Origin of the sequence: Dactylosporangium sp. CA-233914, assembly GCF_050942935.1 — a bacterium.
Classification (GTDB): Bacteria; Actinomycetota; Actinomycetes; order Mycobacteriales; family Micromonosporaceae; genus Dactylosporangium.
This window is the reverse complement of record NZ_CP192030.1, coordinates 3,119,964-3,142,824: the sequence shown is the minus strand read 5'-3', so window position 1 is coordinate 3,142,824 and position 22,861 is coordinate 3,119,964. Positions and strand designations below refer to the sequence as shown.

At 72.1% G+C, this 22,861-nt stretch carries 21 protein-coding genes; 12 read left to right on the top strand and 9 right to left on the bottom strand.

Annotated elements, in window-relative coordinates:
- Window positions 1-80 precede the first annotated feature (80 nt).
- From ACQPY0_RS14570 to ACQPY0_RS14560, 3 genes are read right to left on the bottom strand one after another with little or no spacing between them, the layout of a single operon-like run.
- Window positions 81-845, bottom strand: a complete 765-nt coding sequence (locus ACQPY0_RS14570) for an HAD family hydrolase (protein ID WP_432988909.1) — start codon at window positions 843-845, stop codon at window positions 81-83.
- Entirely contained in the window at window positions 842-1,000 is a 159-nt protein-coding gene (locus tag ACQPY0_RS14565; protein WP_432988907.1) for a hypothetical protein, read from the bottom strand. Before ACQPY0_RS14565 ends, ACQPY0_RS14570 begins: the two co-directional genes overlap by 4 nt.
- A gap of 59 nt (window positions 1,001-1,059) precedes the next feature.
- Window positions 1,060-1,215, bottom strand: a complete 156-nt coding sequence (locus ACQPY0_RS14560) for a hypothetical protein (protein WP_432988904.1) — start codon at window positions 1,213-1,215, stop codon at window positions 1,060-1,062.
- Window positions 1,216-1,489: 274 nt separating this feature from the next.
- Here ACQPY0_RS14560 and ACQPY0_RS14555 point away from each other — a divergent pair, with 274 nt between their 5' ends.
- Genes ACQPY0_RS14555 through ACQPY0_RS14535 form a run of 5 tightly spaced genes read left to right on the top strand, consistent with a single transcriptional unit; the run spans window position 1,490 to window position 6,611 of the window.
- Window positions 1,490-2,485 carry a beta-ketoacyl-ACP synthase 3 gene (locus ACQPY0_RS14555; protein ID WP_432988901.1) on the top strand — a complete coding sequence of 332 codons (996 nt, stop codon included), beginning with the start codon at window positions 1,490-1,492 and terminating at the stop codon, window positions 2,483-2,485.
- A 23-nt stretch (window positions 2,486-2,508) separates the two neighbouring features.
- A complete protein-coding gene (metK, locus tag ACQPY0_RS14550; RefSeq protein ID WP_432988899.1) occupies window positions 2,509-3,702 on the top strand; it encodes a methionine adenosyltransferase in 1,194 nt (397 codons plus the stop codon).
- Window positions 3,703-3,717: 15 nt separating this feature from the next.
- Window positions 3,718-5,154 (top strand): adenosylhomocysteinase, encoded by a 1,437-nt coding sequence (gene ahcY, locus ACQPY0_RS14545; RefSeq protein WP_432988897.1) that lies wholly within the window; start codon window positions 3,718-3,720, stop codon window positions 5,152-5,154.
- 41 nt (window positions 5,155-5,195) lie between these two features.
- Window positions 5,196-5,747, top strand: a complete 552-nt coding sequence (locus ACQPY0_RS14540; RefSeq protein ID WP_432988895.1) for a phosphonate degradation HD-domain oxygenase — start codon at window positions 5,196-5,198, stop codon at window positions 5,745-5,747.
- Window positions 5,748-5,798: 51 nt separating this feature from the next.
- Complete coding sequence (locus ACQPY0_RS14535) at window positions 5,799-6,611, top strand: methyltransferase domain-containing protein (RefSeq protein WP_432988893.1); 813 nt, start codon at window positions 5,799-5,801, stop codon at window positions 6,609-6,611.
- Window positions 6,612-6,618: 7 nt separating this feature from the next.
- On the opposite strand, the gene ACQPY0_RS14530 is transcribed toward ACQPY0_RS14535, so the two are convergent.
- Window positions 6,619-7,017, bottom strand: a complete 399-nt coding sequence (locus ACQPY0_RS14530) for a DUF5663 domain-containing protein (protein WP_432988891.1) — start codon at window positions 7,015-7,017, stop codon at window positions 6,619-6,621.
- A complete protein-coding gene (locus ACQPY0_RS14525; RefSeq protein ID WP_432988888.1) occupies window positions 7,001-11,521 on the bottom strand; it encodes a tetratricopeptide repeat protein in 4,521 nt (1,506 codons plus the stop codon). Before ACQPY0_RS14525 ends, ACQPY0_RS14530 begins: the two co-directional genes overlap by 17 nt.
- 417 nt (window positions 11,522-11,938) lie before the next feature.
- Here ACQPY0_RS14525 and ACQPY0_RS14520 point away from each other — a divergent pair, with 417 nt between their 5' ends.
- Together ACQPY0_RS14520 and ACQPY0_RS14515 are read left to right on the top strand one after the other, a co-directional pair.
- A complete protein-coding gene (locus ACQPY0_RS14520; RefSeq protein ID WP_432988886.1) occupies window positions 11,939-13,243 on the top strand; it encodes a glycoside hydrolase family 16 protein in 1,305 nt (434 codons plus the stop codon).
- A 10-nt stretch (window positions 13,244-13,253) separates the two neighbouring features.
- Window positions 13,254-14,471: an NAD(P)/FAD-dependent oxidoreductase gene (locus ACQPY0_RS14515; protein WP_432988883.1), complete on the top strand. Its 1,218-nt coding sequence runs from the start codon at window positions 13,254-13,256 to the stop codon at window positions 14,469-14,471.
- 78 nt (window positions 14,472-14,549) lie between these two features.
- Here ACQPY0_RS14515 and ACQPY0_RS14510 read toward each other — a convergent pair whose 3' ends face one another.
- On the bottom strand, window positions 14,550-14,813 hold the full coding sequence (locus tag ACQPY0_RS14510; protein ID WP_432988882.1) for a hypothetical protein: 264 nt from the start codon (window positions 14,811-14,813) through the stop codon (window positions 14,550-14,552).
- Window positions 14,814-15,144: 331 nt separating this feature from the next.
- Window positions 15,145-15,717, bottom strand: coding sequence for a TetR/AcrR family transcriptional regulator (locus tag ACQPY0_RS14505; protein ID WP_432988880.1), 573 nt, complete (start codon window positions 15,715-15,717; stop codon window positions 15,145-15,147).
- A gap of 185 nt (window positions 15,718-15,902) precedes the next feature.
- Between ACQPY0_RS14505 and ACQPY0_RS14500 the strand changes: the two genes are divergently transcribed.
- From ACQPY0_RS14500 to ACQPY0_RS14480, 5 genes are all read left to right on the top strand, one after another.
- Window positions 15,903-16,670, top strand: a complete 768-nt coding sequence (locus ACQPY0_RS14500; RefSeq protein WP_432988877.1) for a siderophore-interacting protein — start codon at window positions 15,903-15,905, stop codon at window positions 16,668-16,670.
- A gap of 35 nt (window positions 16,671-16,705) precedes the next feature.
- Entirely contained in the window at window positions 16,706-18,841 is a 2,136-nt protein-coding gene (locus ACQPY0_RS14495; RefSeq protein ID WP_432988875.1) for a 2Fe-2S iron-sulfur cluster-binding protein, read from the top strand.
- A 129-nt stretch (window positions 18,842-18,970) separates the two neighbouring features.
- On the top strand, window positions 18,971-19,396 hold the full coding sequence (locus ACQPY0_RS14490; RefSeq protein ID WP_432988873.1) for a DUF4259 domain-containing protein: 426 nt from the start codon (window positions 18,971-18,973) through the stop codon (window positions 19,394-19,396).
- A 35-nt stretch (window positions 19,397-19,431) separates the two neighbouring features.
- Window positions 19,432-19,743: a hypothetical protein gene (locus ACQPY0_RS14485; protein WP_432988872.1), complete on the top strand. Its 312-nt coding sequence runs from the start codon at window positions 19,432-19,434 to the stop codon at window positions 19,741-19,743.
- Window positions 19,744-19,747: 4 nt separating this feature from the next.
- Window positions 19,748-19,954 (top strand): hypothetical protein, encoded by a 207-nt coding sequence (locus ACQPY0_RS14480; RefSeq protein ID WP_432988871.1) that lies wholly within the window; start codon window positions 19,748-19,750, stop codon window positions 19,952-19,954.
- A gap of 49 nt (window positions 19,955-20,003) precedes the next feature.
- Here ACQPY0_RS14480 and ACQPY0_RS14475 read toward each other — a convergent pair whose 3' ends face one another.
- Both ACQPY0_RS14475 and ACQPY0_RS14470 read right to left on the bottom strand, forming a co-directional pair.
- Window positions 20,004-21,284, bottom strand: coding sequence for a hypothetical protein (locus ACQPY0_RS14475; RefSeq protein ID WP_432988870.1), 1,281 nt, complete (start codon window positions 21,282-21,284; stop codon window positions 20,004-20,006).
- 422 nt (window positions 21,285-21,706) lie between these two features.
- The gene (locus tag ACQPY0_RS14470) at window positions 21,707-22,522 is read right to left on the bottom strand and encodes an SHOCT domain-containing protein (protein ID WP_432988868.1); all 816 of its coding nucleotides are present in this window, start codon (window positions 22,520-22,522) and stop codon (window positions 21,707-21,709) included.
- Between the last annotated feature and the right edge of the window lie 339 nt (window positions 22,523-22,861).

Sequence of the window (22,861 nt, the reverse complement as noted above, 5' to 3'; positions counted from 1 at the left end):
CACGGCGGGCCGCTCGGGCTCCACCGCGGTGACGATCAGCAATCGCTCGAAGCCGGGCAGGGACGCCAGCGCCGAGCCGCTCAGCGAGGGCCGATCAGGTCGAGGACGGGCCGCAGGCCGCGCTCGCCGGTGCGGTGCTCGGCGGGCAGGATGTAGCAGCGCAGCCCGGCGGCCGCCGCCCCGCCGTCGCGGGCCGGGTTGTCGCCGACCATGAGCGTGGCGCGCGGGTCGGCGCCGAGGTCGGCGCAGGCCTTGCGGAACATCTCGGGGTCGGGCTTCTCCCGGCCGAGCTCGAACGACAGCGCCCACGCGTCGACGAGCCCGCCGAGGCCGTGGTGGTCGGCGTGCGCGCGGATGTCCCAGGCGATGTCGCTGACGATTCCGACCCGGATGCCGAGCTCGCGCAGCCGGCGCAGGACGGGGGCGGTGTCGGGGTACGGCCGCCAGGAACCGGCGTCGATCAGCCGGGCGTGCGCGGCCGCCTCGTGGCCGTGCAGGAACTCCACGGCGGCGAACCAGGCGAGCATGGCGTCGCGGTGCGCGGTCGCCGAGAGGTCCCGGCCGTGCTGGGCGGCGAGCACCTCGGGAAGCTGGTAGGCGGCGGCGAGCGCGGCCACCACGGCCTGAGCCGCGGCCGGATCGTCGAGCGCGCCGGCCCGGCCGGTGTCGGCCGCGACCAGCCGCACCCAGTCGACGGCGTCGATCATCTGGAACAGCGTGTTGACGAAGTCGAAGAGCACGGCCTGGACCGGCGGCGGGGCCGCGGCCGACTCCTCGCCGGTGATCCGGTAGGCCGACGCCGAGTCGAACAGCGTGTGGATCGGGGGCAGGGCGCCGGGGCTCACCACGCCTTGGGCCCGCCGTCGGACAGCAGCTCCCGGCTGCGGCGGCGCTGGACCTTGCCGCTCGTCGTGCGGGGCAGCGCACCGGGGCGCGGCAGGATCAGGGTCTCGACGTGGAGCTGGTGCTCCTCGGCGACGGCACGGCGCACGGCAGACACCACGTCAGCGTAGCGAACGCGCCCGCGCGCACCGGCCGCCGCCTCGTCGCGGGTGACCCTCACCGCACGGCCGGTCTCGGCGACGAGGAAGGCGGCGACGGGTTCGTCGCGATGGCCGGGTGGCCGGCCGAGACCGTCGCCTCGAACAGCTGGTCGGCGGGGAGGAAGCCGAGGTCGCCGGTGCGCAGGTAGGCGCCCACGAACCGGGCGGCCATGACCTCGGGCTGGCGCCAGTACCCCGCCGAAACGCTGGCGCCGCTGACCGGATCTCGCCGGTGGCCGGGTCGACGATGGCGACGTCGAGGTTCTCGGGGGATCCGCCCGCACGCGGTGAGACGCCGGTGTGCCCGCCTCGGCGTCGACGTCGAGACCGGCGACGCCGGTCGGCGCCCGCTCCGCGGAGCCGGCCCGGTGAGATCTCTGGTGTCATGCCACACATTCGTCGCTTCACGGCCCGCGCAGTTGCCGGGCACAGCTACGCTCCGGCACGTGCCGACCCTCATCAGACGCCCCGCCGGCGGCGCCCGCCTGCTCAGTGTCGGTGCCTACCGCCCGGAGCGGGTGGTGTCCAACGACGAGATCTGCGGAGCGATCGACTCCAGCGACGCCTGGATCCGCCAGCGCTCCGGCATCGTCACCCGCCGGCACGCCGCCGCCGACGAGACCGTCGCCGGCATGGCCGCCGCCGCGGGCCGCGACGCGCTCGCCGCGGCGGGCGTGGCCGCCGAGCGGGTCGACGCCGTCGTCATCGCCTCGATGTCCAACCTGCAGCAGTCCCCGCCGATCGGCCCGCAGATCGCCACCCGCGTCGGGGCCGGCGGCGCGGCCGCGTTCGACCTCGGCGCGGCCTGCGCCGGGTTCTGCCACGCCCTCGCGGTCGCCGACGGGCTCATCTGCGCCGGCTCCGCGGAGTATGTCCTGGTCATCGGGGCCGAGCGGATGACCGACATCATCGACCCGGCGGACCGCTCGACCGCGTTCCTGTTCGGCGACGGCGCCGGCGCGGTCCTGGTCGGGGCGTGCGACCGGCCGGGCATCGGGCCGGTGGTGTGGGGCTCCGACGGCGGCCGGGCCGGGTTCATCGGGCACCCGGAGACGTGGCTGGCCGTGCGCGACAAGCCGGACTTCTGGCCGACCATGCGGATGATGGGCCAGGAGGTGTTCCGCTGGGCGATCCAGGAGGTGGCCCCGGTGACCCGCCGCGCCGTCGACGAGGCCGGCCTGAGCGTGGCGGACCTGGCCGCGTTCGTGCCGCACCAGGCCAACCTGCGTATCGTCGACAAGCTCGCGGCCGCGCTCGGCCTGCCGCCCGGGGTGCAGATCGCCCGCGACGTCGTGTCGGCCGGCAACACGTCGGCGGCGTCGGTACCGCTGGCGATGCACGCCCTGCTGAGCGGCGACGACCCGCCGCGGGGCCACGCCCTGCTCGCCGGGTTCGGCGCCGGCCTGTCCTACGCGGCGCTCGTCGTCGAGCTGCCGACCTGAATCCCTCGAGCCATGGAGACAGCATGAGCAGACGCCTCTTCACGTCCGAGTCGGTGACCGAGGGCCACCCGGACAAGATCGCCGACCAGATCAGCGACGCGGTGCTGGACGCGCTGCTCGCCCAGGACCCGCGCAGCCGGGTCGCGGTCGAGACGCTCATCACCACCGGCCAAGTACACCTGGCCGGCGAGGTGACGACGAGCGCGTACGCCGACATCCCGGCGATCGTCCGCGACGTCATCCTCGGCATCGGCTACGACGCGTCGCAGAAGGGCTTCGACGGCGCGTCCTGCGGCGTGAGCGTGTCGCTGGGCTCCCAGTCGCCCGACATCGCGCAGGGCGTCGACACCGCGCTGGAGCACCGCTCCGGCGGCACCGGCGACGAGCTCGACGGCCAGGGCGCCGGCGACCAGGGCATGATGTTCGGCTACGCCTGCACCGAGACGCCCGAGCTCATGCCGCTGCCGATCGCGCTGGCCCACCGGCTGGCCCGCCGGCTCGCCGCGGTGCGCAAGGACGGCACCGTGCCGTACCTGCGCCCGGACGGCAAGACGCAGGTGACGGTCGAGTACGAGGGCGGCCGCCCGGTGCGGATCGACACGGTCGTGGTGTCCAGCCAGCACGCCGGCGACGTCGACATCTCCTCGCTGCTCACGCCCGAGATCCGCGCGCACGTCGTCGAGCCGGAGCTGCGGCTGCTCGGCCTGCCCAGCGACGAGTTCCGCCTGCTGGTGAACCCGACCGGCCGCTTCGAGGTCGGCGGCCCGATGGGCGACGCCGGCCTGACCGGCCGCAAGATCATCGTCGACACGTACGGCGGCTACGCGCGCCACGGCGGCGGCGCCTTCTCCGGCAAGGACCCGTCCAAGGTCGACCGCTCCGCGGCCTACGCGATGCGCTGGGTCGCCAAGACCGTCGTCGCGGCCGGGCTGGCCGAGCGCTGCGAGGTGCAGGTCGCCTACGCCATCGGCACCGCCCAGCCGGTCTCGCTGTTCGTGGAGACCTTCGGCACCGAGACGCTGCCGGCCGAGCGTATCGAGCGGGCCATCCGCGAGGTGTTCGACCTGCGCCCGGCCGCTATCGTGCGCGACCTGGACCTGCTGCGCCCGATCTACCGCGAGACCGCCGCCTACGGGCACTTCGGCCGGGAGCTGCCGCAGTTCACGTGGGAGAGCACCGCCCGCGCCGGCGACCTCAAGTCCGCCGCGACCGCCTGATTCCGGGGATTGGTAATGACCGAAGACTTCAAGGTGGCTGATCTGTCCCTCGCCGCGTTCGGGCGTAAGGAGATTCAGCTCGCTGAGCATGAGATGCCGGGCCTGATGGCGATCCGGCGTGAGTTCGCGGCTGTGCAGCCGTTGCGGGGTGCGCGGATCACGGGTTCGTTGCACATGACGGTGCAGACCGCGGTGTTGATCGAGACGCTGGTGGCGTTGGGTGCGCAGGTTCGGTGGGCGTCGTGCAACATTTTCTCGACCCAGGATCATGCTGCCGCGGCGATCGCGGTCGGGCCGCAGGGCACGCCGGAGCGGCCGGCGGGGGTGCCGGTGTATGCCTGGAAGGGGGAGACCCTGCAGGAGTACTGGTGGTGCACGGAGCGGGTGCTGTTGTGGCCGGACGGGCAGGGCCCGAACATGATCCTCGACGACGGTGGTGACGCCACGCTGCTGGTGCACAAGGGTGCGGAGTTCGAGGGGGCGGGGGCGGTGCCGTCGCCGGAGACCGCGGACTCGGAGGAGTATGCGGTCATTCTGGGGTTGTTGCGGCGTTCGCTGGGGGAGGACAACCGGCGGTGGACCCGGGTCGCGGCCGGGATCAAGGGCGTGACCGAGGAGACCACGACCGGGGTGCACCGGTTGTATGAGATGCAGCAGGCCGGGACGCTGCTGTTCCCGGCGATCAATGTCAACGACTCGGTGACGAAGTCGAAGTTCGACAACAAGTACGGCTGCCGGCATTCGCTCATCGACGGGATCAACCGGGCCACCGACGTGCTCATCGGCGGGAAGGTCGCCGTGGTGTTCGGTTACGGTGACGTCGGGAAGGGCTGTGCGGAGTCGCTGCGCGGGCAGGGCGCGCGGGTGATCGTCACCGAGGTCGACCCGATCTGCGCGCTGCAGGCCGCGATGGACGGCTACCAGGTCGCCACCATCGACGACGTGGTGGAGACCGCGGACATCTTCGTCACCGCCACCGGCTGCCTCGACGTGATCACCGCCGAGCACATGGCCAGGATGAAGCACCAGGCCATCGTCGGCAACATCGGGCACTTCGACAACGAGATCGACATGGCCGGCCTGGCCCGCCGCGGTGACGTCACCCGGATCACCATCAAGCCGCAGGTCGACGAGTGGAAGTTCGACGACGGGCACTCCATCATCGTGCTGTCCGAGGGTCGCCTGCTCAACCTCGGCAACGCCACCGGGCACCCGTCGTTCGTGATGTCGAACAGCTTCGCCAACCAGAGCATCGCCCAGATCGAGCTGTTCACCAAGACCGACCAGTACCCGATCGGTGTCTATACCCTGCCCAAACACCTCGACGAGAAGGTCGCCCGGCTCCACCTCGACGCCCTCGGCGTCAAACTCACCGAACTGACCAAGAAGCAGGCCGAATACCTCGGCATCCCGGTCGAAGGCCCCTACAAGGCCGACCACTACCGCTACTGATCGTTCGGGTGCGGTTCACCGGCCACGGCCAGGATGTGGTCGTGGCCGGTGACGCGTACGAGGAACTGCGGCGACTCTTCGAGGGTGAGGAGGCCCGGGACTATCTCGGGGAGCCCGTCACGCAGGCCGAGCACATGCTGCAGGCGGCGGCGCTGGCCGTGCGCGACGGGGCGCCCGACAGCCTCGTCGCCGCGGCGCTGCTGCACGACGTCGGGCACTTCCACGGGGTGGTCACCGGGGCCGAGCTGATGGCCGGCACCGACAACCGGCACAGCGACACGGGGGCCGACTGGCTCGCGCGGTGGTTCGGCCCGGCGGTGTGCGAGCCGGTGCGGCTGCACGTCGCGGCGAAGCGATACCTGTGCGCGGTCGAGCCGGGCTACTTCGCGCGACTCTCCGCGGCCTCGCGGTTCACCCTGGCGGTCCAGGGCGGCCCGATGACGCCGGACGAGGCGGCGCGCTTCGCCGGCCTGCAGTTCGCCGCCGCCGCGGTGCGGCTGCGCCGCTGGGACGAGCGGGCCAAGGACCCCTCCGCCGTGGTGCCGCCCTTCCAGTCGTACCGCGAAATGCTCGCCCGCCTGATGTCGGATTGACGATCCGGAACGGGGCATCCCATCCGCCCCGCGCCGCGCCAGACTGGCGGGATGGCCCCCGACGACCCCTCCACGGACCTGGGCCGCGCCGCCTCCCCGGCCGGCCGGCCCATCGGCGCGCTGGAGCTCACGGCCGCCAACCCGGAGCTGCAGCGGGTCCGCGAGGTGGCCTTCGCCGCGCTGCACCCGGAGCCCGGCCAGCGCATCCTCGACGCGGGCTCCGGCACCGGCGAGGCCGCCCGCCTGCTGGCCACCCGCCTGTGCGGCACCGGCTCGATCGTGGCCCTGGACTCCTCGCCGGCCGCCCTGGCCGCGGCGCGCGCCCGGGACGAGGGCAGCTGCGTGCAGTACCACCACGGCGACGTGACCGCCCTGGACTTCCCGGACGGCCACTTCGACGCGGTGCGCTGCGAGCGGGTCCTGCAGCACCTCGCGTCCCCCGACACCGCCGTCGCCGAACTGGCCCGCGTCACCCGCCCCGGCGGCCGCGTCTGCCTGATCGACACCGACTGGGAATCCGTCGCCGTCGACGGCCTCCCCCGCCACCTGGTGACGGCCGTGCGCGAGCACCTGCTGGCCACGGTGGTCGGCCAGCACCTCGACATGGGCCGCACGCTGCGCCGCCGCCTGGTGCACGCGGGCCTGCCCGACGTGACGGCGGTGCCGGTCGCCCTGTACTTCCCCGACCCGATCGCCGCCGCCGCGGTCCTGCCGATGGTCAACCCGATGGTCCCGCCCGACGCCGGCCTGGTCCCGGACCGCCTGCGGGAGGAGTGGTTCGGCGCCCTGAGCGAGTCCGCCGAGCGCGGCGACTTCCTGGCCACCCTGACGATGTGGGTCGCCACCGCGACAACCGGGCCGTGACCGGGTCTCACCCCGCGGCGGGCTGCTCGGAGACCTGCCCCTTCGGAGCCCACGGGTCGACCAGCGCCGGGAGCGCGATCGGGATGTCCCGATAGGCCTCCGACAGCGCGAGCACGTCGTCGAGGTGGGCCCTGATCTCCTCCTTCATCCGCTCGAACTGCTCGTTGACGACGCCGCGGTAGTCCGGGAACTCGGCTTCCAGGAAGGCGAGCGCTCCGCCCTCGTCGCTCGCCTCGATGAAGACCTCGAACCGGGTCAGCTGCGCGTCGCTCATCGCGGTCGCGAGCGTGTAGCCGGTGCGTATCTCCAACTCCTCGTAGATCAGCTGCAGTACGGCCCGCCGATGGCTTTCCGGGATGCCGTCGAGCCCGAGCTCGGCGAGCAGCGCGTCATCGAGCTTGATCATGTTCCGTCCTCACCTCGTCGAACGCCGCCACGCCCGACTCCCGCCAGATGCGCACCAACCGGCCGGCCGCCTCGGCCCGACCGGCCGCGCCGAGCAGGTCGTACAGGCATACCTGGAACGGATCGCTCCTCGTCCACGCCGCCAGCGCGGCGCGAAGCTCACGTTCCGCCTCCTCGGTCCGGTCGAGCATCGCGTACGCGAGCGCCCGCAGCTCGGCCCGCCGGCACTCGGACAGGCTGAGATCGGGCAGGTGCAGGGCCGCCCGGGACAGCCGGTCCCGCTCGCGCGCATCGGCCGCCCCGATGATGAGGGCCAGGTGAACCGTCGACTCGAGGTGCTCGGTGAGGTCGAGCGAGGCCCGGAACGCCTCGGCCGCCTCGGCGTCGCGGCGCATCAGCATCAGGCACTCGCCGCGGTTGTTGAGCAGGGTCGCGGACCCGGGTGAGATCCGCACCGCCTCGTCGATGGCCGCGAGCGACTCCTCGTAGCGACGCATCCGCGCCAGGGCGATTCCCCGGTTGGAGGGCCACCGCGAGTCGCCGGGCTCGCAGCGCGCGGCCGTCGCGTACGCCTCGAGCATCTCCTCGTCACGTCCGAGCCGGTCCAGGACGGACGCCCGCCCGCCGTGAAACTGGCCGTTGTCCGGGGCGATCCGGCACGCCTCGTCGTAGGCCTCCAGCGCTTCCTCGTCACGGCCCAGCCGCCCCAGCGCGAAGCCGCGATTCGCGGCCCAGCCCCCGTTGTCCGGCTCGAGCCGGCAGGCCTGCTCGTAGGCCTTCAGCGCCTCCTCGTCGCGGCCCAGCCGGCCCAGGACAAAGGCCCGTCCGCCGTGGGATTGGGCGTTGTCCGGGGCGATCCGGCAGGCCTCCTCGTACGCCTCCAGCGCCTCCTCGTCGCGCTCCAGCCGCCCCAGCGCCCAGCCCCGGTTGCTGTGCCACCGCGCGTTGCCGGGCTCCAGACGGCGAAGCTCGTCGAAGGCGAGCAGCGACTTGGCGGGCTGGTCCAGCCGGCTCAGGGCCATCGCCCAGTTGACGTGCCAGTCGACGTTGTCCGGGGCGAGGCGGCAGGCCCGCGCGAATGCGTCCGCCGCCGCTTCGGGCCGGTTGAGCCGGGTCAGCGCCACGGCCCGGTTGACGTGCCAGGACGGGCTGCCGGGTTCGAGCCGGCACGCCTCCTCGAACGCCTCCAGCGCCTCGGCGTGAGCCTGCGCGCGGACGAGCGCGGCGCCCCGCAGGACGTGCCAGCGGACGTTACCGGGTTCGATGCGGCAGGCCTCCTCGAAGGCGGCCAGCGCCTCGGCCGGTCGGCCGAGCCGGTCCAGGACCACGGCTCGGTCGGCGTGCCAGCCGGCGTTGCCGGGTGCGAGACGGCAGGCCTCCTCGCAGGCGGCCAGCGCCTCCTCGTCCCGATCGAGCCGCTTCAGGGCCACCGCCCGGTTCAGCTGCCACTGTCCGACCTCCGGCGCGGCGCGGCAGGCCGCCTCGCGCGCGGAGAGGGCCTCCTCGTGCCGGCCCAGCGCCGCCAGCTCGATCGCGCGGCGGGTGTGCCACTCCGCGTTGTCCGGACCCAGGCGGCACGCCTCTTCGCAGGCGGCCAGCACCTCCTCGGCACGGTCCAGGCGTTTCAGGGCCACCGCCCGGTTCACGTGCCACAGGCCGTTGCCCGGCTCCAGGCGGCACGCCTCCTCGCAGGCGGTGAGCGCCTCCTCGGCCCGATCCAGCTGCAGCAGCGCGACCGCACGGTTGATCTGCCAGCGAGGATCGTCGGGGTCGAGGCGGCAGACCTCCTCGCACAGGACCAGGGCCTCGGCGAAGCGCTGCAGTCGCGCCAGGATCTCGACCTGGCTGACCCGCCACCGCGGCCGGTCCGGATCGAGCCGGCCGGCCTGCGCGTACGCGGCCAGCGCCTCCTCCGGCCGGTCCAGCCGCAGGAGGATGTCGGCCCGGTCCGCGTGCCGTTGAGGGTTGTCCGGCTCGGCCCGGCCGGCCTGCTCATATGCCGCCAGCGCCTCGTCGGCCCGGCCCAGCAGCTGAAGCACCACCGCCCGGTTGCCGTGCCAGTTCGGGTTCGCCGGGTCCAGCCGGACGGCCTCGCTGAAGGCGGCCAGCACCTCCTCGTGCCGATCCAGGTCCGCCAGCGCGAGGGCCCGGTCCACGTGTCGCTCCACGACGTCGGGCTGCAGGCGGCATACCTCCTCGTAGGCGGCCAAGACGTCCTCCAGCCGGCCCAGCCGGCGCAGCGCGATCGCCCGGTTGACGTGCCAGTTGGGGTTACGCGGCTGCAGCCGGCAGGCCTCCTCGTAGGCGGCGAGGCACTCCTCGTGGCGGCCCAGGTCGCGCAGGATCAGGCCGCAGGCGATGCGCAGCTCGGCCTTGTCCGGGTCCAGGCGGCACGCCTCCTCGGCGGTGCTCAGCGCCGCTTCGAGGTCGCCGGCCTCCTGCAGGGCCTCGGCCAGCAGGGCGTGCAGGGCGGGGCTGCCGGGCACCACCCGGATCGCCGCCTGCCGGACGCTCACCGCCAGTTCCCGGTCCTCCGGCCGGGAGACGGTGTCCCGGGCGACGGCCTCCACCCGGGTGGCGACGGCCTGGCGCAGCCGCGGGACACCGGCGGCCGGCAGGGTCTGCGCCATCTCCTCCAGAACCGCGACCAGGCCGGCGTCCCGGCCGCCGGTCGGGGTCTCCAGGCGCAGGAGGAGCACGAACACCACCGGCGGGACGTCCGTCGCGAGGATGTTCGAGGTCGCGCCGGCGGCCTCGGCGATGACCTCCATCGCGGTGGTACTCACGGTCGGGGCCCTGTTCAGGCGCTCCGCGGCGCGGCGGAACTCCGCGCCCATACGCTGCACGAAGGTGCTGCCGCTCGGCAACAGGACGCGGGTGCCGGCCATGATCGCGCGCTGCTCCGCGGTGAAGACCGGCTCGAACCAGCGTGCGGTGCGCAGCAGGTCGGCCGCGAGGGCCGGGGCCAGGGTGTGTGCCGCCGGCATGAGCTCCGCCAGCAGGCGCATCCCGTCGCGGATGCTGACCCAGAACGTGTGCCACAGCAGCTGATCCGCCGCGGCCCGCCACTCCTCGTCGGCGAGCTGGGCTTCGACCGTCGGCGTGCGGACGAGCTTGGCCATGCGCTCCTGCAGGGCCTTGACCGCCCGCTCGTTGGCGGCCCGCACCTCCGGACGCCGCACCGGGTCGAGCAGGAACAGCCGGATCGTGCGGCGGATCTCCTGGTGCATCCGGCGCCGGCCGCTGAGGACGAAATCGTGCCGGGCGGCGAGCGCGTCCAGGCGGGCGGCGACCTCGGCCGCCGGGATCTGCCAGAGCGCGGCGAGCAGGTCCGGGTCGTTGACCGGACCGTTGACCAGGGCCAAACCGTAGATGAGCCCGAGATCGGCCTGCATCTGCGGGCTGCCCGCCCGGGTGAGATGGATGAGGTACCGCCGGGCCAGCCCGCCGATGACCTCCGAGACCTCGCCGGTGGCGGAGATCTCCCGCAGCGCCTCCTCGGGCGGGACGCCGTTACCGAGCAGGTTGGTCGCGAGGCGGACGGCCAGCGGGATGCCCCGGGTCAGCGCCACGACGGCGGTCACCAGTTCCGGGGTGACGGGCCGGCCGCTGAGGCGCGACTCGAGGTATCGCCGGATGGTCTTGTCGTCGAAACGCGACAGCGGCACGAGCCGCAGGCGGGCGTTGTCCACCTGCCGCCGCAGCAGCATGGTCTCGCTGTCCTCGGCGGCGTTCGCCTCGTCCTCCAGGCGGATGCCCCACACCCAGACGGTGCGCTGACCGCTGCGGCGGGCCACGTCGCGTACGTATCGGCGGGCCTCACCCAGGATCTCCGCGGTGTCGAGGATGAACACCATCGGGCGATGGCCGCTCATCGCCCGCACGCCCGCGGCGAACGCGCGGACCAGGGCATCCTCGGCGGACGCGTCGTAGTCGCGGTCGCCGGCCCGCCGCCGGGCGTCCTGGACCGCCTGGGTCACGCCCGCGGCGACCTTCTCCGAGGCGGCGGGGAGGCCCGGCACCCCGACGAGACCGCTGACCGCCCCGACCGTCGCGCCGACGATCTCGGGCAGGCGGCCGGGCGAGGCGGTCGCGGGCTGGGCCTGCTTCATCTTCAGCGCCTGAGCCCGGTACGCGGCGAACCCACGCTTGAACCCGCGCTGGGCCCACCAGCCGGTGGCCCCGTCGCGAAGCTGCTCGTAGAGCGTGTCGAGCACGACCAGGATCGGCGGGCCGGCCCAGGACGCGTACTCGCTCGGCCGCTTCGAGCGCTCGTCGCTCCAGTCGACGGTGCTCAGCGTGAACCGGTTGCTGACGCCGGCGCGTCTCACCTTGCCGCGCACGATCGCGGCGAAGCGGGTGAGCAGCTCGGTCTTGCCGATGCCGCCGTGTCCCTGGACGATGATCAGAAAGCCCTCGTCGGGCTCCCCTTTGCCCTCCAGGGCGTGCTGCAGGACGATGACGAACCGGTCCTGCTCCTCGTCGCGTGCGAAGAACTGCTCCATCTCGTCGCTCCCCGGCGATCGCTGGAGGACCGAGGGTAGCGGAGCCGTTGACGGACTGCCCTAGTACGAATCGTCAGGGATGTGTCCCGGGGCAGGTCGCCATGACCACCGAACTGCTGCCCGCCGGAACGCTCCGGGCGCCCTGGTCACCGAGGGCGTGCCGCCGGTCCTGAGCCGGGTCTCGGACAGCTCGCGCTGATCGGCACCGCCGGGGCACACCTGCTGCAGTTCCGCGGCGTCATCACGCTCCCGCCGGCCCGGGTCACCTGCTCAGCCCCGTCGTCACGGCCGCCCTGGGACGGCTCGTGCCGGCCAGGCGCTGGGCGCGGCGATCGTGCCGGGCCTCGCGGCCGCCCGGACCCAGGTCGGCAAGCCGACACTGCTGAAGGCCATGGCCGCGCCGTAGCCTTGGTCCACATGGTGTCGCTCAGCCCCTGGACCCGCCGCGCCGGCATCGCCGCGCTCGTGGTCGCGGTCCTGGCGGGGCTGGCGGCGCTCGCGATGCCCCGCGGGGGCGAGCCCGCGCTGGGGCGCACGCTGACGCGCACCTCCTCGACGCAGATCACCGCCGGGGTCGGCTGGACGCACCGGTGGACCGCCGCGCCCGACGGGGTCACCGACGCGGCCGGCAACCGGTGGGACCCCGACGGCGCTGTCGTGCGGGGCGGCGACGCGCCCCGGGCGGTGGGAGCCGGGAGCCCGGAGCCGTATCGCTTCGCCCGCGCCGGCACGCCCGCGTTCACCCTGCCGGTGCCGCAGCCGGGCACCTACGCCGTGACCCTCTCCCTCGCCGCACCCGAGCGCGGCGCCGCCCCCGAGGCCGGCCTCACCGTGGCCCTGGACAACGGCAGCGCGCCGAGCGTACGGCTCGCCGCCACCGGCAACGGGCGGGTCCGCCACGCCGTCGTGCTCGTCCCCGTCACCGGCGACGCCGCGCGCCTGAGCGTCACCGCCTCCAGTCACCTCGCCGGGGTCGCCGCGGTCACCGTCACCATGGCGCGCACCGCCACCGACTCGCTGCGGGCCGCGCTCGCGGAGGAGTTCGACGGGCCGGCCGGCACCGCGCTGCAGCCCGGCTGGCGGCACGAGACCGGCGGGGGCGGCTGGGGCAACGGGGAGCTGCAGGAGTACACCCAGGATTCCCGCAACGGCGCCCTCACCGGCGACGGCCGGCTCGCGATCACGGCCCGCGCCGACGGCGGCAAGTACACCTCCGCCCGGATCCGCACGGGCTTCGAGGGGCTCTACGGCCGCATCGAGGGCGTGCTGCAGGTGCCGTCCGGGCGCGGCCTGCTGCCCGCGTTCTGGATGCTCGGCGCGGACGTCGCCACCGCCGGCTGGCCGCAGGCGGGCGAGGTCGACCTGATGGAGTCGCTGGGCGCCGCCGAGCCCGGGCTCGTCCACGGCACCTTCCACGGCCCGGACGGCTCGCCGCGCGGCTGGGAACGGCCGTTCACCGCGCGCCCCGCCGGCGGCCCGGACACGGGCATGCACCGGTATGCCCTGGAGTGGTGGCCCGGCGTGCTGCAGTGGTCGGTCGACGGCGTGGTCCAGGCGACCCTGCGCCGGGAGGACCTCGGCGCGCGGCAGCAGTGGGTGTTCGAACGCCCCGCGTTCCTGCTCCTCAACGTGGCGGTCGGCGGCCGGTGGCCCGGCACTCCGCCGTCCGCGACGGTCTTTCCCCAGACGATGTACGTCGAGAGCGTCCACTGGTGGCGTTAGGGTCACCAGCATGAGCTTGCACAACCTGAGCTTCGATGCCATCGTCGTCGGCGCGCGCGTCGCCGGCTCCCCGACCGCCATGCTCCTGGCCCGCGCCGGGCACCGTGTGCTGGTGCTGGACCGTGCCACGTTCCCCAGCGACGTGCTCTCCACGCACCTGCTGCACGTGCCGGCGATGGCGCACCTGAAGCGCTGGGGCCTCCACGACGCCGTCGCGGGCGCGGGCGCGCCGCCGCACGAGCGCTTCACGATGGACTTCGGCCCGTTCGCCGTCCAGGGCCGGCCGCCCGCCGTGGACGGCGCCGGGCACCCGTACTGCGTCCGCCGCACCGTCCTCGACCGGATCCTCGTCGAGGCCGCCCGCGAGGCCGGCGCCGAGGTCCGCGAGGGCGTCACCGTCGAGGGCCTGCTGCGCGACGACGACGGCCGCGTGGCCGGCGTGCGCGGCGAGGACTTCGAGGAGCGCGCGGCGATCGTCGTCGGCGCGGACGGCCTGCGCTCGATCGTAGCCCGCGAGGCCGGCGCCGAGGCCTACCACGACACGCCCGCGCGGACGGCGTGCTACTACACGTACTATCGCGGCGTCGCGGCCCCGGACGGCGTCATCGGCGCCGAGATCTACCAGCTGGGCGACCGCGCCGTGGTCCTCTTCCCCACCAACGACGACACGACCTGCGTCTTCGTCGCGTGCCCGATCGCGCAGTTCCACGGCTTCCGCACCGACGTGGAGGCCAACTACCTGGAGGCGATTTCGCGTGTACCGCACGTGGCCGCCCGGATCGCGGCGGCCGAGCGGGTCGAGCGTATCCGCGGCACGGCGGACGTGCCCAACTTCTTCCGCCGCTCGGCCGGCCCCGGCTGGGCCCTGGTCGGCGACGCCGGCTACCACAAGGACCCCTGCATGGCCTCGGGCATCACGGACGCGTTCACCTGCGCCCAGCTCCTGGCCGACGCCATCCACAGTGGACTGACCGGCGAGCGCGACCTCGACGCGGCCGTACGGTCCTATGTGGACGAACGCGACACGCGTTTCCTTCCGGCCCTGCAGCTGACCTGCCAGCTGGCCTCGATGGAGCCCCCGCCCCCGGACCAGGCGGCGCTGTTCGCCACGATCGCGGCCAGCCCCGAGGAGACGACCCGCTTCCTCGGCGTGCTGCAGGGCAGCGCCTCCATCCCCGAGTTCTTCAGCCCCGCCAACATCGGCCGCATCATGTCCGCCCCCGCCTGAGGTCGGCCGCGCCCGCAGACTCTCCAGCGGCGCGAAGTACGGCATTGGAAATGATGGCCGCCACGCCGATGGCGGCCATCATGTATACGTGGCCGGCGGTGCCGCTGCGTCGGCGTCGTAGTAGAGCACACCCGAGCGGGGATTCTGCGAGAGTCGCGCGAGCACCTCATTGACCTCGAGGGCATACCACTCCGTGTATCCGCACGCGGTGCAGATCCATGCCTCGAAGTGCCCCGCCTCAAGGCGCCTGCGAAACTCCGCACCGACCGCCGATCCAGAACCCAGCCGGGTGACCGCCGGCAGCGGCACGACGACGTTGCTGCTGTCACCGTCGGGAATCATGAAGGGGTTGACCTGCCACAGGCGCGGGCACCGACATTTGACACAACGACGACTCGCACGCATGAGCGCCAGGGTAGACGCCGTCCCGCCGAACGCGGCGCCCCGACCATGTCGGTGATCGGTCAGGCTTTCCGGGCCTGGGAACTCGGGCTTGAGCTCACGTGCGCCTGGCCGCCAGGATGATCGAGATGCGACGCGGCATGTGTCGCCGGTACGACCGCTGGTTGCCGCGATTGCGCTCGGCCGTGTTGAGGCCCTCCGCCTCATGGAAACGCAGCGCGGACGGTGAGCAGGTCATTCGGGTGCGCGATCGGCTCCGGTCGGGCTGCGGCTACTGATCGCCGCGCAGGTAGCGGGTCACCATGGCGACCAGCTCGTTCTCGAACGTCTCGACGGGGGTGGTCCGAGGAGCGGCCATGAACTTGTGGGTGTTCATTTCCACGGTGAACAGGATGATCTCCGCGGCGACGCCGGGGTCGCCCACGCGTATGTCGGGGTGCCGGACGATGACGTCGCGGACCTGGGCTGTGCGTAGCTTCCCGTGCCGGTCGATCGCGTCGAGCAGTTCCTGCGAGACCGGCGCTTCCTCGATCATCACCCGGAGCAGCTGGGGATCGTCGCTGTGGTTGTCGATCGCGTCGCGGATGAGCGCCCGGACCGTCGCCTCCAGCGTCCCGGGCGAAAGGTCGAGTTCGTCGGCGTCGATCCAGGTGCCGCGGTCGATGTGCTGGATCAGGAGCTCGGCGAGAATGGCGTCCTTGTTCGGGAAGTACTGGTACAGCGAGCCGATGGAGATGCGGGCGCGTTCGGCGATGCGGTTGGTGGTCCCGGCGGCGTAGCCGTGCTCGGCGAAAACCTGAGCAGCCGCGGTGAGGATGCGCTCGCGGGTGAGCTCGGCGCGCACCTGGCGGGGCTTCCGACGTGGCTCTAAGCGGCGGTCTGCCGACGGCATCCTGGTCCTCTCCGAGGGCGGCAAAAGCGAGTAGCAAGTACCTGAGCTAATGCTCATAATAGTGCTGTGAGCTGCAAAAACAAGGCCTTGGACGGCACCTGGTGATCCCGAGGACGCGCCTGCCGGAGTCACGCACGATGATCACGCTGGAGGTGCGCCACCGCGAGCCGCTGACGCCGGGCTTCGCGAGCGTCACCCTCGGCGGCCCGGCGCTGCGGGACCTGATCGTGGCCGGTGGCGACCAGGCCGTGCGGCTGTTCTTCCCGCGCGAGGGCCAGACCGCGCTGCGTATGCCGACCGCGTCGAGCGAGGCGTGGCTGGCCCAGGTGCTGCTGATGCCGAAGTCGGTCCGCCCGCAGGTCCGAAACCTGACGATCCGCCGGGCCCGGCCCGCCGAAGACGAGATCGACATCGAGTTCGCCCTGCACGGCGACTCCCCCATGTCGTCGTGGGTGCGCCGGGTGCGGCCCGGGGACCCCGCAGGCATCTTCGACATGGGCACCACGTACCGACCGCCGGAGCATGCGCGGTCACAACTGCTCGTCGGCGACGAGACTGCACTGCCGGCCATCCTGGCGATCCTCGACCAGGCGCCGCCGTCACTGTCCGCAGAGGTCTACCTCGAAGTGCGGAGCGCGGCCGACATACGTAATGTGGCGGCGCCGCCCGGGACGCGAATCCACTGGTTCAGCCGCGACGACGTCCCGGAGCACCGACCGGGAGCCGTCGCGCTGGAAGCGGTTCGCCGCGCCGCGATGCCGCCCGGCCGCGTCTACGCGTGGGTCGCGGGCGAGTCCCGGCTGGCCACGTCGGTGCGGCGGCACCTCGTCAACGACCGCGGCATGCCGAAGGCGGACATCTCGTTCGCGGGTTACTGGCGGCACGGCTGGTCCGCTCCGGGCTGAGGGGAATTTCGATGCAGTTGAGCACACTCCACCGCATGACGACGGCCGACGAGGTCGAGGCGACCCTGGGGCAGCCGCCGTCGATGATCATGCTGAAGCAGATCAGTGCCCTCGACGAGGGCTGCCGGATCGTCCTGGCACACTGCCCACTCGCGGGTTTCGGCTACCGCGACGCCGGCGGCGCCAGCCGCACGACATTCATCGGCGGTACACCGGGATTCGTGCGCGTCCACTCCCCCACGCGCATGTCGTTCACCCTGCCCGATGGCGAGGCGCACGGCCCGGTGTCGTTCGTCTTTCTCCTGCCAGGCGTCGGGGAGACGTTGCGCGTCAACGGTTCCGTGGCCAAGCGGAAGGGCGCCGAGACGTTCGTCGACGTCGAAGAGGCGTACGTGCACTGCGCGCAGGCCGTCATCCGCTCGCGCCTGTGGCAGCCGCCCGCTCCCGCCGAGCCGGCGCCCGAGGTCGATGTCAGGGGCGAGGGCCCGCTGTACGGTCCTGGCGTCGCCGAGTTCCTCGCCGCCGCCCCGTTCCTCGCCCTGTCCACTTGGGACACCTCGGGCGGCAGTGACACCAGTCCGCGCGGGGACCGGCAGACCGTCGCGCGGATCCTCGACAGCCGGACGCTCGTCATCCCGGACCGCAAGGGCAACAAGCGCGCGGACAGTCTCCACAACCTGCTCCAGGACGACCGGCTCTCGTTCGCTGCCCTCGTCCCGGGCCGGACCGGCGTGCTGCACGTCAGCGGCCGGGGCTCGATCACCGACGATCCGGCGTTGCTGGAGACGATGGCGTTGCGTGGGACGCCCCCGCACGCGGCGCTGCTCATCGACGTCGAACACGCCGAGGTGACCGCCAGCGACGCCTTGACGCGCTCGCGGGTGTGGACCGCGGCCACGCACCTCGAGCGCGGCACGGTGCCGGACCTGATGGCGCTGGCCGGGGACCACCTCGCCGCAAACCTGGCCGAGGCCGAGAAAGGCCTGCTCGCTCGCGTGCTCAAGGTCCTCGCAGGGTTCCCCGCGACCAGCCGGGTGCTGCGGCTGGTGATGAACCGTGCCTACCGGTCCGGGCTGCAGAAGGAGGGGTACGAGGACGTCGAGGTCGGCTCACGGCGAGACGGGCGGCGGCGGCGTCCCGCCGTCGATCCCGCAGCGGAGAAGCTGTTGCGGGAGGTGCGCATCGCTGAGGTACGCCGGGAGACGCCCAGCGTGGTCACTCTCGTGCTCGAAGACGCCGAGCGCCCGGGTTCCTTCGACTTCCGACCCGGGCAGTTCTTCACGCTGGTCACGGACATCGACGGCCGACCGGTACGGCGCGCCTACTCCGCGTCGTCGGCGCCCGGGGCGTCGCGGCTGGAGGTCACGGTCAAGCACGTCGAGGGCGGCCGGTTCTCGACCCACGTCCACCGGAACCTGCGCCCTGGGGACCGGCTGTCGGTGCGCGGTCCGTCCGGGGCGTTCCACGCCGATCCGGCGGCGGCGCACGAGGTCGTCCTGGTCGCCGGGGGCAGCGGTGTCACCCCGATGATGAGCATGATCCGCACCCTGCTCGCGGCACCGGCGGCCGGCCGGATCACACTGCTCTACAGCAGCCGCAGCGAGGAGGAGGTCATCTTCGCCGAGGAGTTCCTCCGGCTGGAAAGACAGCACCCCGAGCGGCTGTCGGTCACACACGTCCTGACCCAGGAGCACGGACGGCTCGACGCTGCGGGTGTGCACAGCTGGCTCACCGAGCTGCGGCCGCCGAAAGACGCACGGTACTACATGTGCGGGCCCGAGGCCCTGATGGACACGGTCCGGGGCGTCCTGGCCGAGCTCGGCGTCCCGGACGATCGCGTGCACCAGGAGTGCTACGTCAGCGGGGCGGACACGACCGCCACGGCCGCCGCGCCGCAGCAGATGATCGTCGAGGACGGGGCGCACGTCGTCGGCTCCACAGTGGCCGAGCCCGGCCAGACGCTGCTCGACGCCGGGCTCGCGGCGGGGCTGCCGATGCCGTACTCGTGCACGGTCGGCAATTGCGGCGACTGCATGGTGAAGCTGCGTGGCGGCGAGGTTACGATGAACGGGCCGAACTGCCTGACGCCACAACAGAAGGCCGACGGCTACGTCCTGACGTGCGTGGGCCACCCACTGTCCAAGGTCACCCTGGACATCGCCGAGCCCTAGGACCACGTCGGCGCCGGCGCGGCGACTGGCGACCGAGTCTGCTACGACTCGCGACCCCGGAGTCGCGGCGGTGCCCGGCGCTGATGCGATCATCGCCAGGTTATCTCTACGAGATTGCCGGAGGCACGCATGGGCACGTGGGACGTCGAGCCATTCAACAATTACACTGCCGCCGACTGGAGCGGTAATCTGCACGATGCCGTCGAGGACCAGCGTCTGCCGCTCATTCGCGCCACGTTGAGTGCTGTTGCGGACAATAACGACAGATACCTCGACAACAGCCTGGCAGACCAGGCGATCGCCGCAGCTGCAGTGGTTGCCTCCCAACTGCCGGGCGGGGAACCGCTCGTCACGCCGTACGCACCGGACTTCCTGCTGGAAGGCGGAACGCTTGACATTTCCGGCGATATCTCGCTCCTGGCACTGCGTGCGCTGGACCGAATCTTCGGTGACGGCTCGGAATGGCGTGACCTGTGGGAAGACGTCGGCAAATATGCGGACGCAGTCGGCGCACTGCAGACCGTACGCGCCACGCTGGAGCGGGCCACAGCCTGACGGAATTTACACAGGGCTGCGCGAGGATGTGCGTCGTGGTCATGGAACCTCTCCCGAGCTTCGAGGACCTGGTCCGGCTGTTTGGAGCTGAGCCGACCTACGCGGACGGCGGACCTCCGGCTGAGGGTGCGTACGGGTGGCGCTATCCGTGGCCGTACACCTCGGTGAAGTTCGAGGCTGTCCTTGTGCGTCTTCAACTGACTGGCGTTCGTACCGTCGGGGTCGACCGCGCAAAGGGTCGGGAACTGCTTCGGGTTGAGTTTCCGGACGAAGCGTCGGCAGCCACGCTGTGGCTACGTATGAAGCCCGACGTCGCCCTGCGGTGGGCGTACGACTCAACAAGCTGACCTCATGCGCACGGACATCGGCACGCCAGACAGCTGGCAGCGCGTCGCCGGGAAGGTGACTCGCCCGGCCTCGGGGCAGGTCGTCGCCCCCTCAGCGGCCCATCGGCTGGCCGGCCAGGCGAGTCCGTCGCACGAAGGCCCGGTCCCCTCCAGCCGGTCACCGGCCAGCCGCACCACGCCGCTGCACAGCTGCGTCGACACCGTCGCATGAGTGCATACGGAGTGGTTGACCGTGCGGGACGGCGCAGCCTCTACGGCACCTACTGCTCGTCACTGGCCGACGTGTCCTCGATCTGACGTCGGTCGGCGCCGGCGGCATGGCGCGCCCGCTGCTTGGTCTTGAACAGCGAAGCGGCTGCCCCGCGGACCGCGCCGGCTGCACCGGTGATCGCTCCGCCCACACCCTTGACGGCGGTGAGCGCCTGCGGCGCGTCCGGGATGCCGTCGCCGTCCAGGTCGACGCTTCTGAACGGACGCGTCACCGCGCCCGCCGCGGTCGTCACCCCGGCTCCCGCGGCCTCGGCGGCTTCAGAGATCCAGTGTCCCGTCGCCTTCGCGGCGTCTTCCAAGGCCGCGAGCGCTCGGTTCGGTGCGGCCTCGACGTCGTCGTCGGGCTTCGCCTTCACCGGAACGGCCAAGTGTGGCGGGAACTTGCCCGGAGCATCGGCGAACGCGACCCGGGCAGCGTTGACCACCTCCCGGCCGAACAGGAAGCGTGTGACCCCTCCGGCCAGGGCTCCGGCTCCGTATTCGATCGCCGCCTGTTGCTTACCGCTCAAGTTCAGGCGCAAGGTGTCCAGGTGGCCCGTCTGGATGGTGCTGACGAGGCTCTGCGCCGCGCCCCCGGGAAGCATGTCCGCAAGGGTGTTCGCCCAGTGCGACCAGTCGCTGCGACCGGCGGCAATCGCGTGTCCGATGTCAACAGCACTGCCGGTCGACGCATGTGCGAGGTCGGTTGCCATCGTCGCGATCTGTTGTTGGCTGACGCGCCCGTTCGACAGTCCGTAGACCAGGGCGTGAGCTTGTTCTTTGTCGAGGTTCATGTTGTGGATGTCAGCGATGGCGAGCCCGAAGATCGCCGTGATTTCGAACTGGAGTTGCTCGTCACCCGCCGGGAGTAGCGCCGCGACTCGCCGAGCTCCCGTCGTCGCGGCGCCGAGTGCTGCGTTCTTGGCGGCAGCCTTCGCGGCTTCCTTGGCGACGACTTTCGCAGCCTGCTTTCCCGCCTTCTTCGCTGCCTGCCGACCCGCGCTTTTGGCACCGGCCGCAGCGGCCCCGGCGACGGGAATCAGCGCGATCCCGACATCGGCCACGATCGCACCGGCGGCGATGACGGCGCCCGCGGTGCTGATGGCGGTGATGTAGTGACGCTCGAGCAGTCGGATCACTTCGGCGGGCGTTGCATCCGGATTACGGCGGCGGACTCGCATGACGTACTTGCGAGCGATCGAATGTCGAGCGCTGACCGCCTTCGCGATGTCGCGCTCGGCGTCCTCCTCGACGATTTCAACCTCGAACGTACCCTCGTCCATGTCGGTCATCGACCAGCCCCCTATGGCAGATGAAGTATCGCCCTGTCCGCCAACCGGCTCACGAACGTCGTTGTGAGGTCCAGGCTGGAATTCGAGGCAGGCGAGGGTCCATCGAAGCACCGGCGAACCCGGATTGGGCCGCCTGAACGGTCACGATGACATCCGCCCATCGGCATGTCCGCGGGCCGACGACCCAGCCTCCGTCACGTTGCGTAGCGAGCCTCAGCGCGGCAGTTGCGTGCGTTCATGAGCGGGCTGCGCGCGATCTCCGGCTACGTGCGGATGGGCTATCGGTTCTGAAACAGGTTGGGTGATTGCGGCTCGAACCTGCTGGGAGGCCCATGCCCCGGGCCGCCTGCAGCGGCCCACGGAAGAACCAGGACATACCGGCCGAGCTGAGCCGTGCCGCAGGAGGTAGGCCTCGCCTGCCCTCAGCCGGTGGAGTCGAGCAGTTTCGCCTTCTGCCGCTCGAACTCCGCCTCGGTCAGCGCGCCGGCCAGCCGCAGTTCGTTGAGCTTGCCGAGCCGCTCCAGCGGGTCGAACCCGGGCGTGGCCTCCGTGCGCATCCGCTCGTACAGCTCGCGCAGATGTGCGGGGGTGTGGTCGTTGACCGTGAGGATCAGGACGAACGAGTCGGGCGATCCGGGGTCGTAGCCGGCCGCGAACCGCTCGCCGACGCGCGGGATGTTCAGTCGGGACACAACTGCGTTCTTCTCGCCCTCCACCGGGGCGCCACCGTCGGTCGGCGTCAGCCGGACCCGCAGGCCGACAACCGGGTTGTCGTTGACGGTCGTGCCGGTCTCCCGCACCGCCAGCACCTCGGCGACTGCGGCCCGGCCGGTCGTCTGCAGGGTGTCGGGCGTGACGGTCGGCAGGCTGTCGCGGATCGCGGCCCGCATGCCGGCCATGGCCTTACGGGTTGCGCGGCCGACCAGCACCGAGGTGAGGCTGCTGAGCACCATCGCCGCGCCGATGACATAGCCGACCCACTGGCCGGTCGGGTCGGCGACCGCGCCGAGCACCGCGCCGATGCCGAGGCCGGCGAGCAGCGTCGCGATGAGGAGCAGGGTGTCGCCGACCATCGCGGCGATGACCGCGAGAAGCAGCGCGACGACGAAGACCCAGATGCCCGAGCCGCAGCCGTCGCCGGTGCACGAGCCGATAAGCATCAGACGATACATGCCGTAACCGGCCACCGCCGATGCGCCGATGCCGATGGTGGTCGCGATGATCCGGGGCGTAGACACGGGCGCACAGTACGTCATACGCGCGACCGGTGCCCGACCGTCCGGCCCCACACCGCCGCACTGCTCGACGCGATCGAGCGGGACGACACGACGACCGCCGCGACCCGCTCTGACGCGGCGCTGACGGCCTCCTGCCCGGCGTGCCAGGTCCCGGCCGTTCGCGCGGCGCATCGTCCACGCCGAACGTACCCAAGATGCCGCCCCCCCCAGCGCGAAGCGGTGCACACGACGGCTTCAACAAGCGTTTCAGGGAGCACGGCAGGCGGCACAAGATCGGATGCACTGTATTCGGCATGTCAGGAAGCTGACGACTGACCGTCGTGACGTTGCGTAGCGGCC

Bases quoted from the DNA above. Each gene is read 5' to 3' on its own strand.
- ACQPY0_RS14560 (WP_432988904.1), bottom strand. From the start codon at position 1,215: ATGGCCGCCCGGTTCGTGGGCGCCTACCTGCGCACCGGCGACCTCGGC.
- metK (WP_432988899.1), top strand. From the start codon at position 2,509: ATGAGCAGACGCCTCTTCACGTCCGAGTCGGTGACCGAGGGCCACCCG.
- ahcY (WP_432988897.1), top strand. From the start codon at position 3,718: ATGACCGAAGACTTCAAGGTGGCTGATCTGTCCCTCGCCGCGTTCGGG.
- ACQPY0_RS14535 (WP_432988893.1), top strand. From the start codon at position 5,799: ATGGCCCCCGACGACCCCTCCACGGACCTGGGCCGCGCCGCCTCCCCG.
- ACQPY0_RS14530 (WP_432988891.1), bottom strand. From the start codon at position 7,017: ATGATCAAGCTCGATGACGCGCTGCTCGCCGAGCTCGGGCTCGACGGC.
- ACQPY0_RS14525 (WP_432988888.1), bottom strand. From the start codon at position 11,521: ATGGAGCAGTTCTTCGCACGCGACGAGGAGCAGGACCGGTTCGTCATC.
- ACQPY0_RS14520 (WP_432988886.1), top strand. From the start codon at position 11,939: ATGGTGTCGCTCAGCCCCTGGACCCGCCGCGCCGGCATCGCCGCGCTC.
- ACQPY0_RS14515 (WP_432988883.1), top strand. From the start codon at position 13,254: ATGAGCTTGCACAACCTGAGCTTCGATGCCATCGTCGTCGGCGCGCGC.
- ACQPY0_RS14510 (WP_432988882.1), bottom strand. From the start codon at position 14,813: ATGATTCCCGACGGTGACAGCAGCAACGTCGTCGTGCCGCTGCCGGCG.
- ACQPY0_RS14500 (WP_432988877.1), top strand. From the start codon at position 15,903: ATGATCACGCTGGAGGTGCGCCACCGCGAGCCGCTGACGCCGGGCTTC.
- ACQPY0_RS14495 (WP_432988875.1), top strand. From the start codon at position 16,706: ATGACGACGGCCGACGAGGTCGAGGCGACCCTGGGGCAGCCGCCGTCG.
- ACQPY0_RS14490 (WP_432988873.1), top strand. From the start codon at position 18,971: ATGGGCACGTGGGACGTCGAGCCATTCAACAATTACACTGCCGCCGAC.
- ACQPY0_RS14480 (WP_432988871.1), top strand. From the start codon at position 19,748: ATGCGCACGGACATCGGCACGCCAGACAGCTGGCAGCGCGTCGCCGGG.
- ACQPY0_RS14475 (WP_432988870.1), bottom strand. From the start codon at position 21,284: ATGACCGACATGGACGAGGGTACGTTCGAGGTTGAAATCGTCGAGGAG.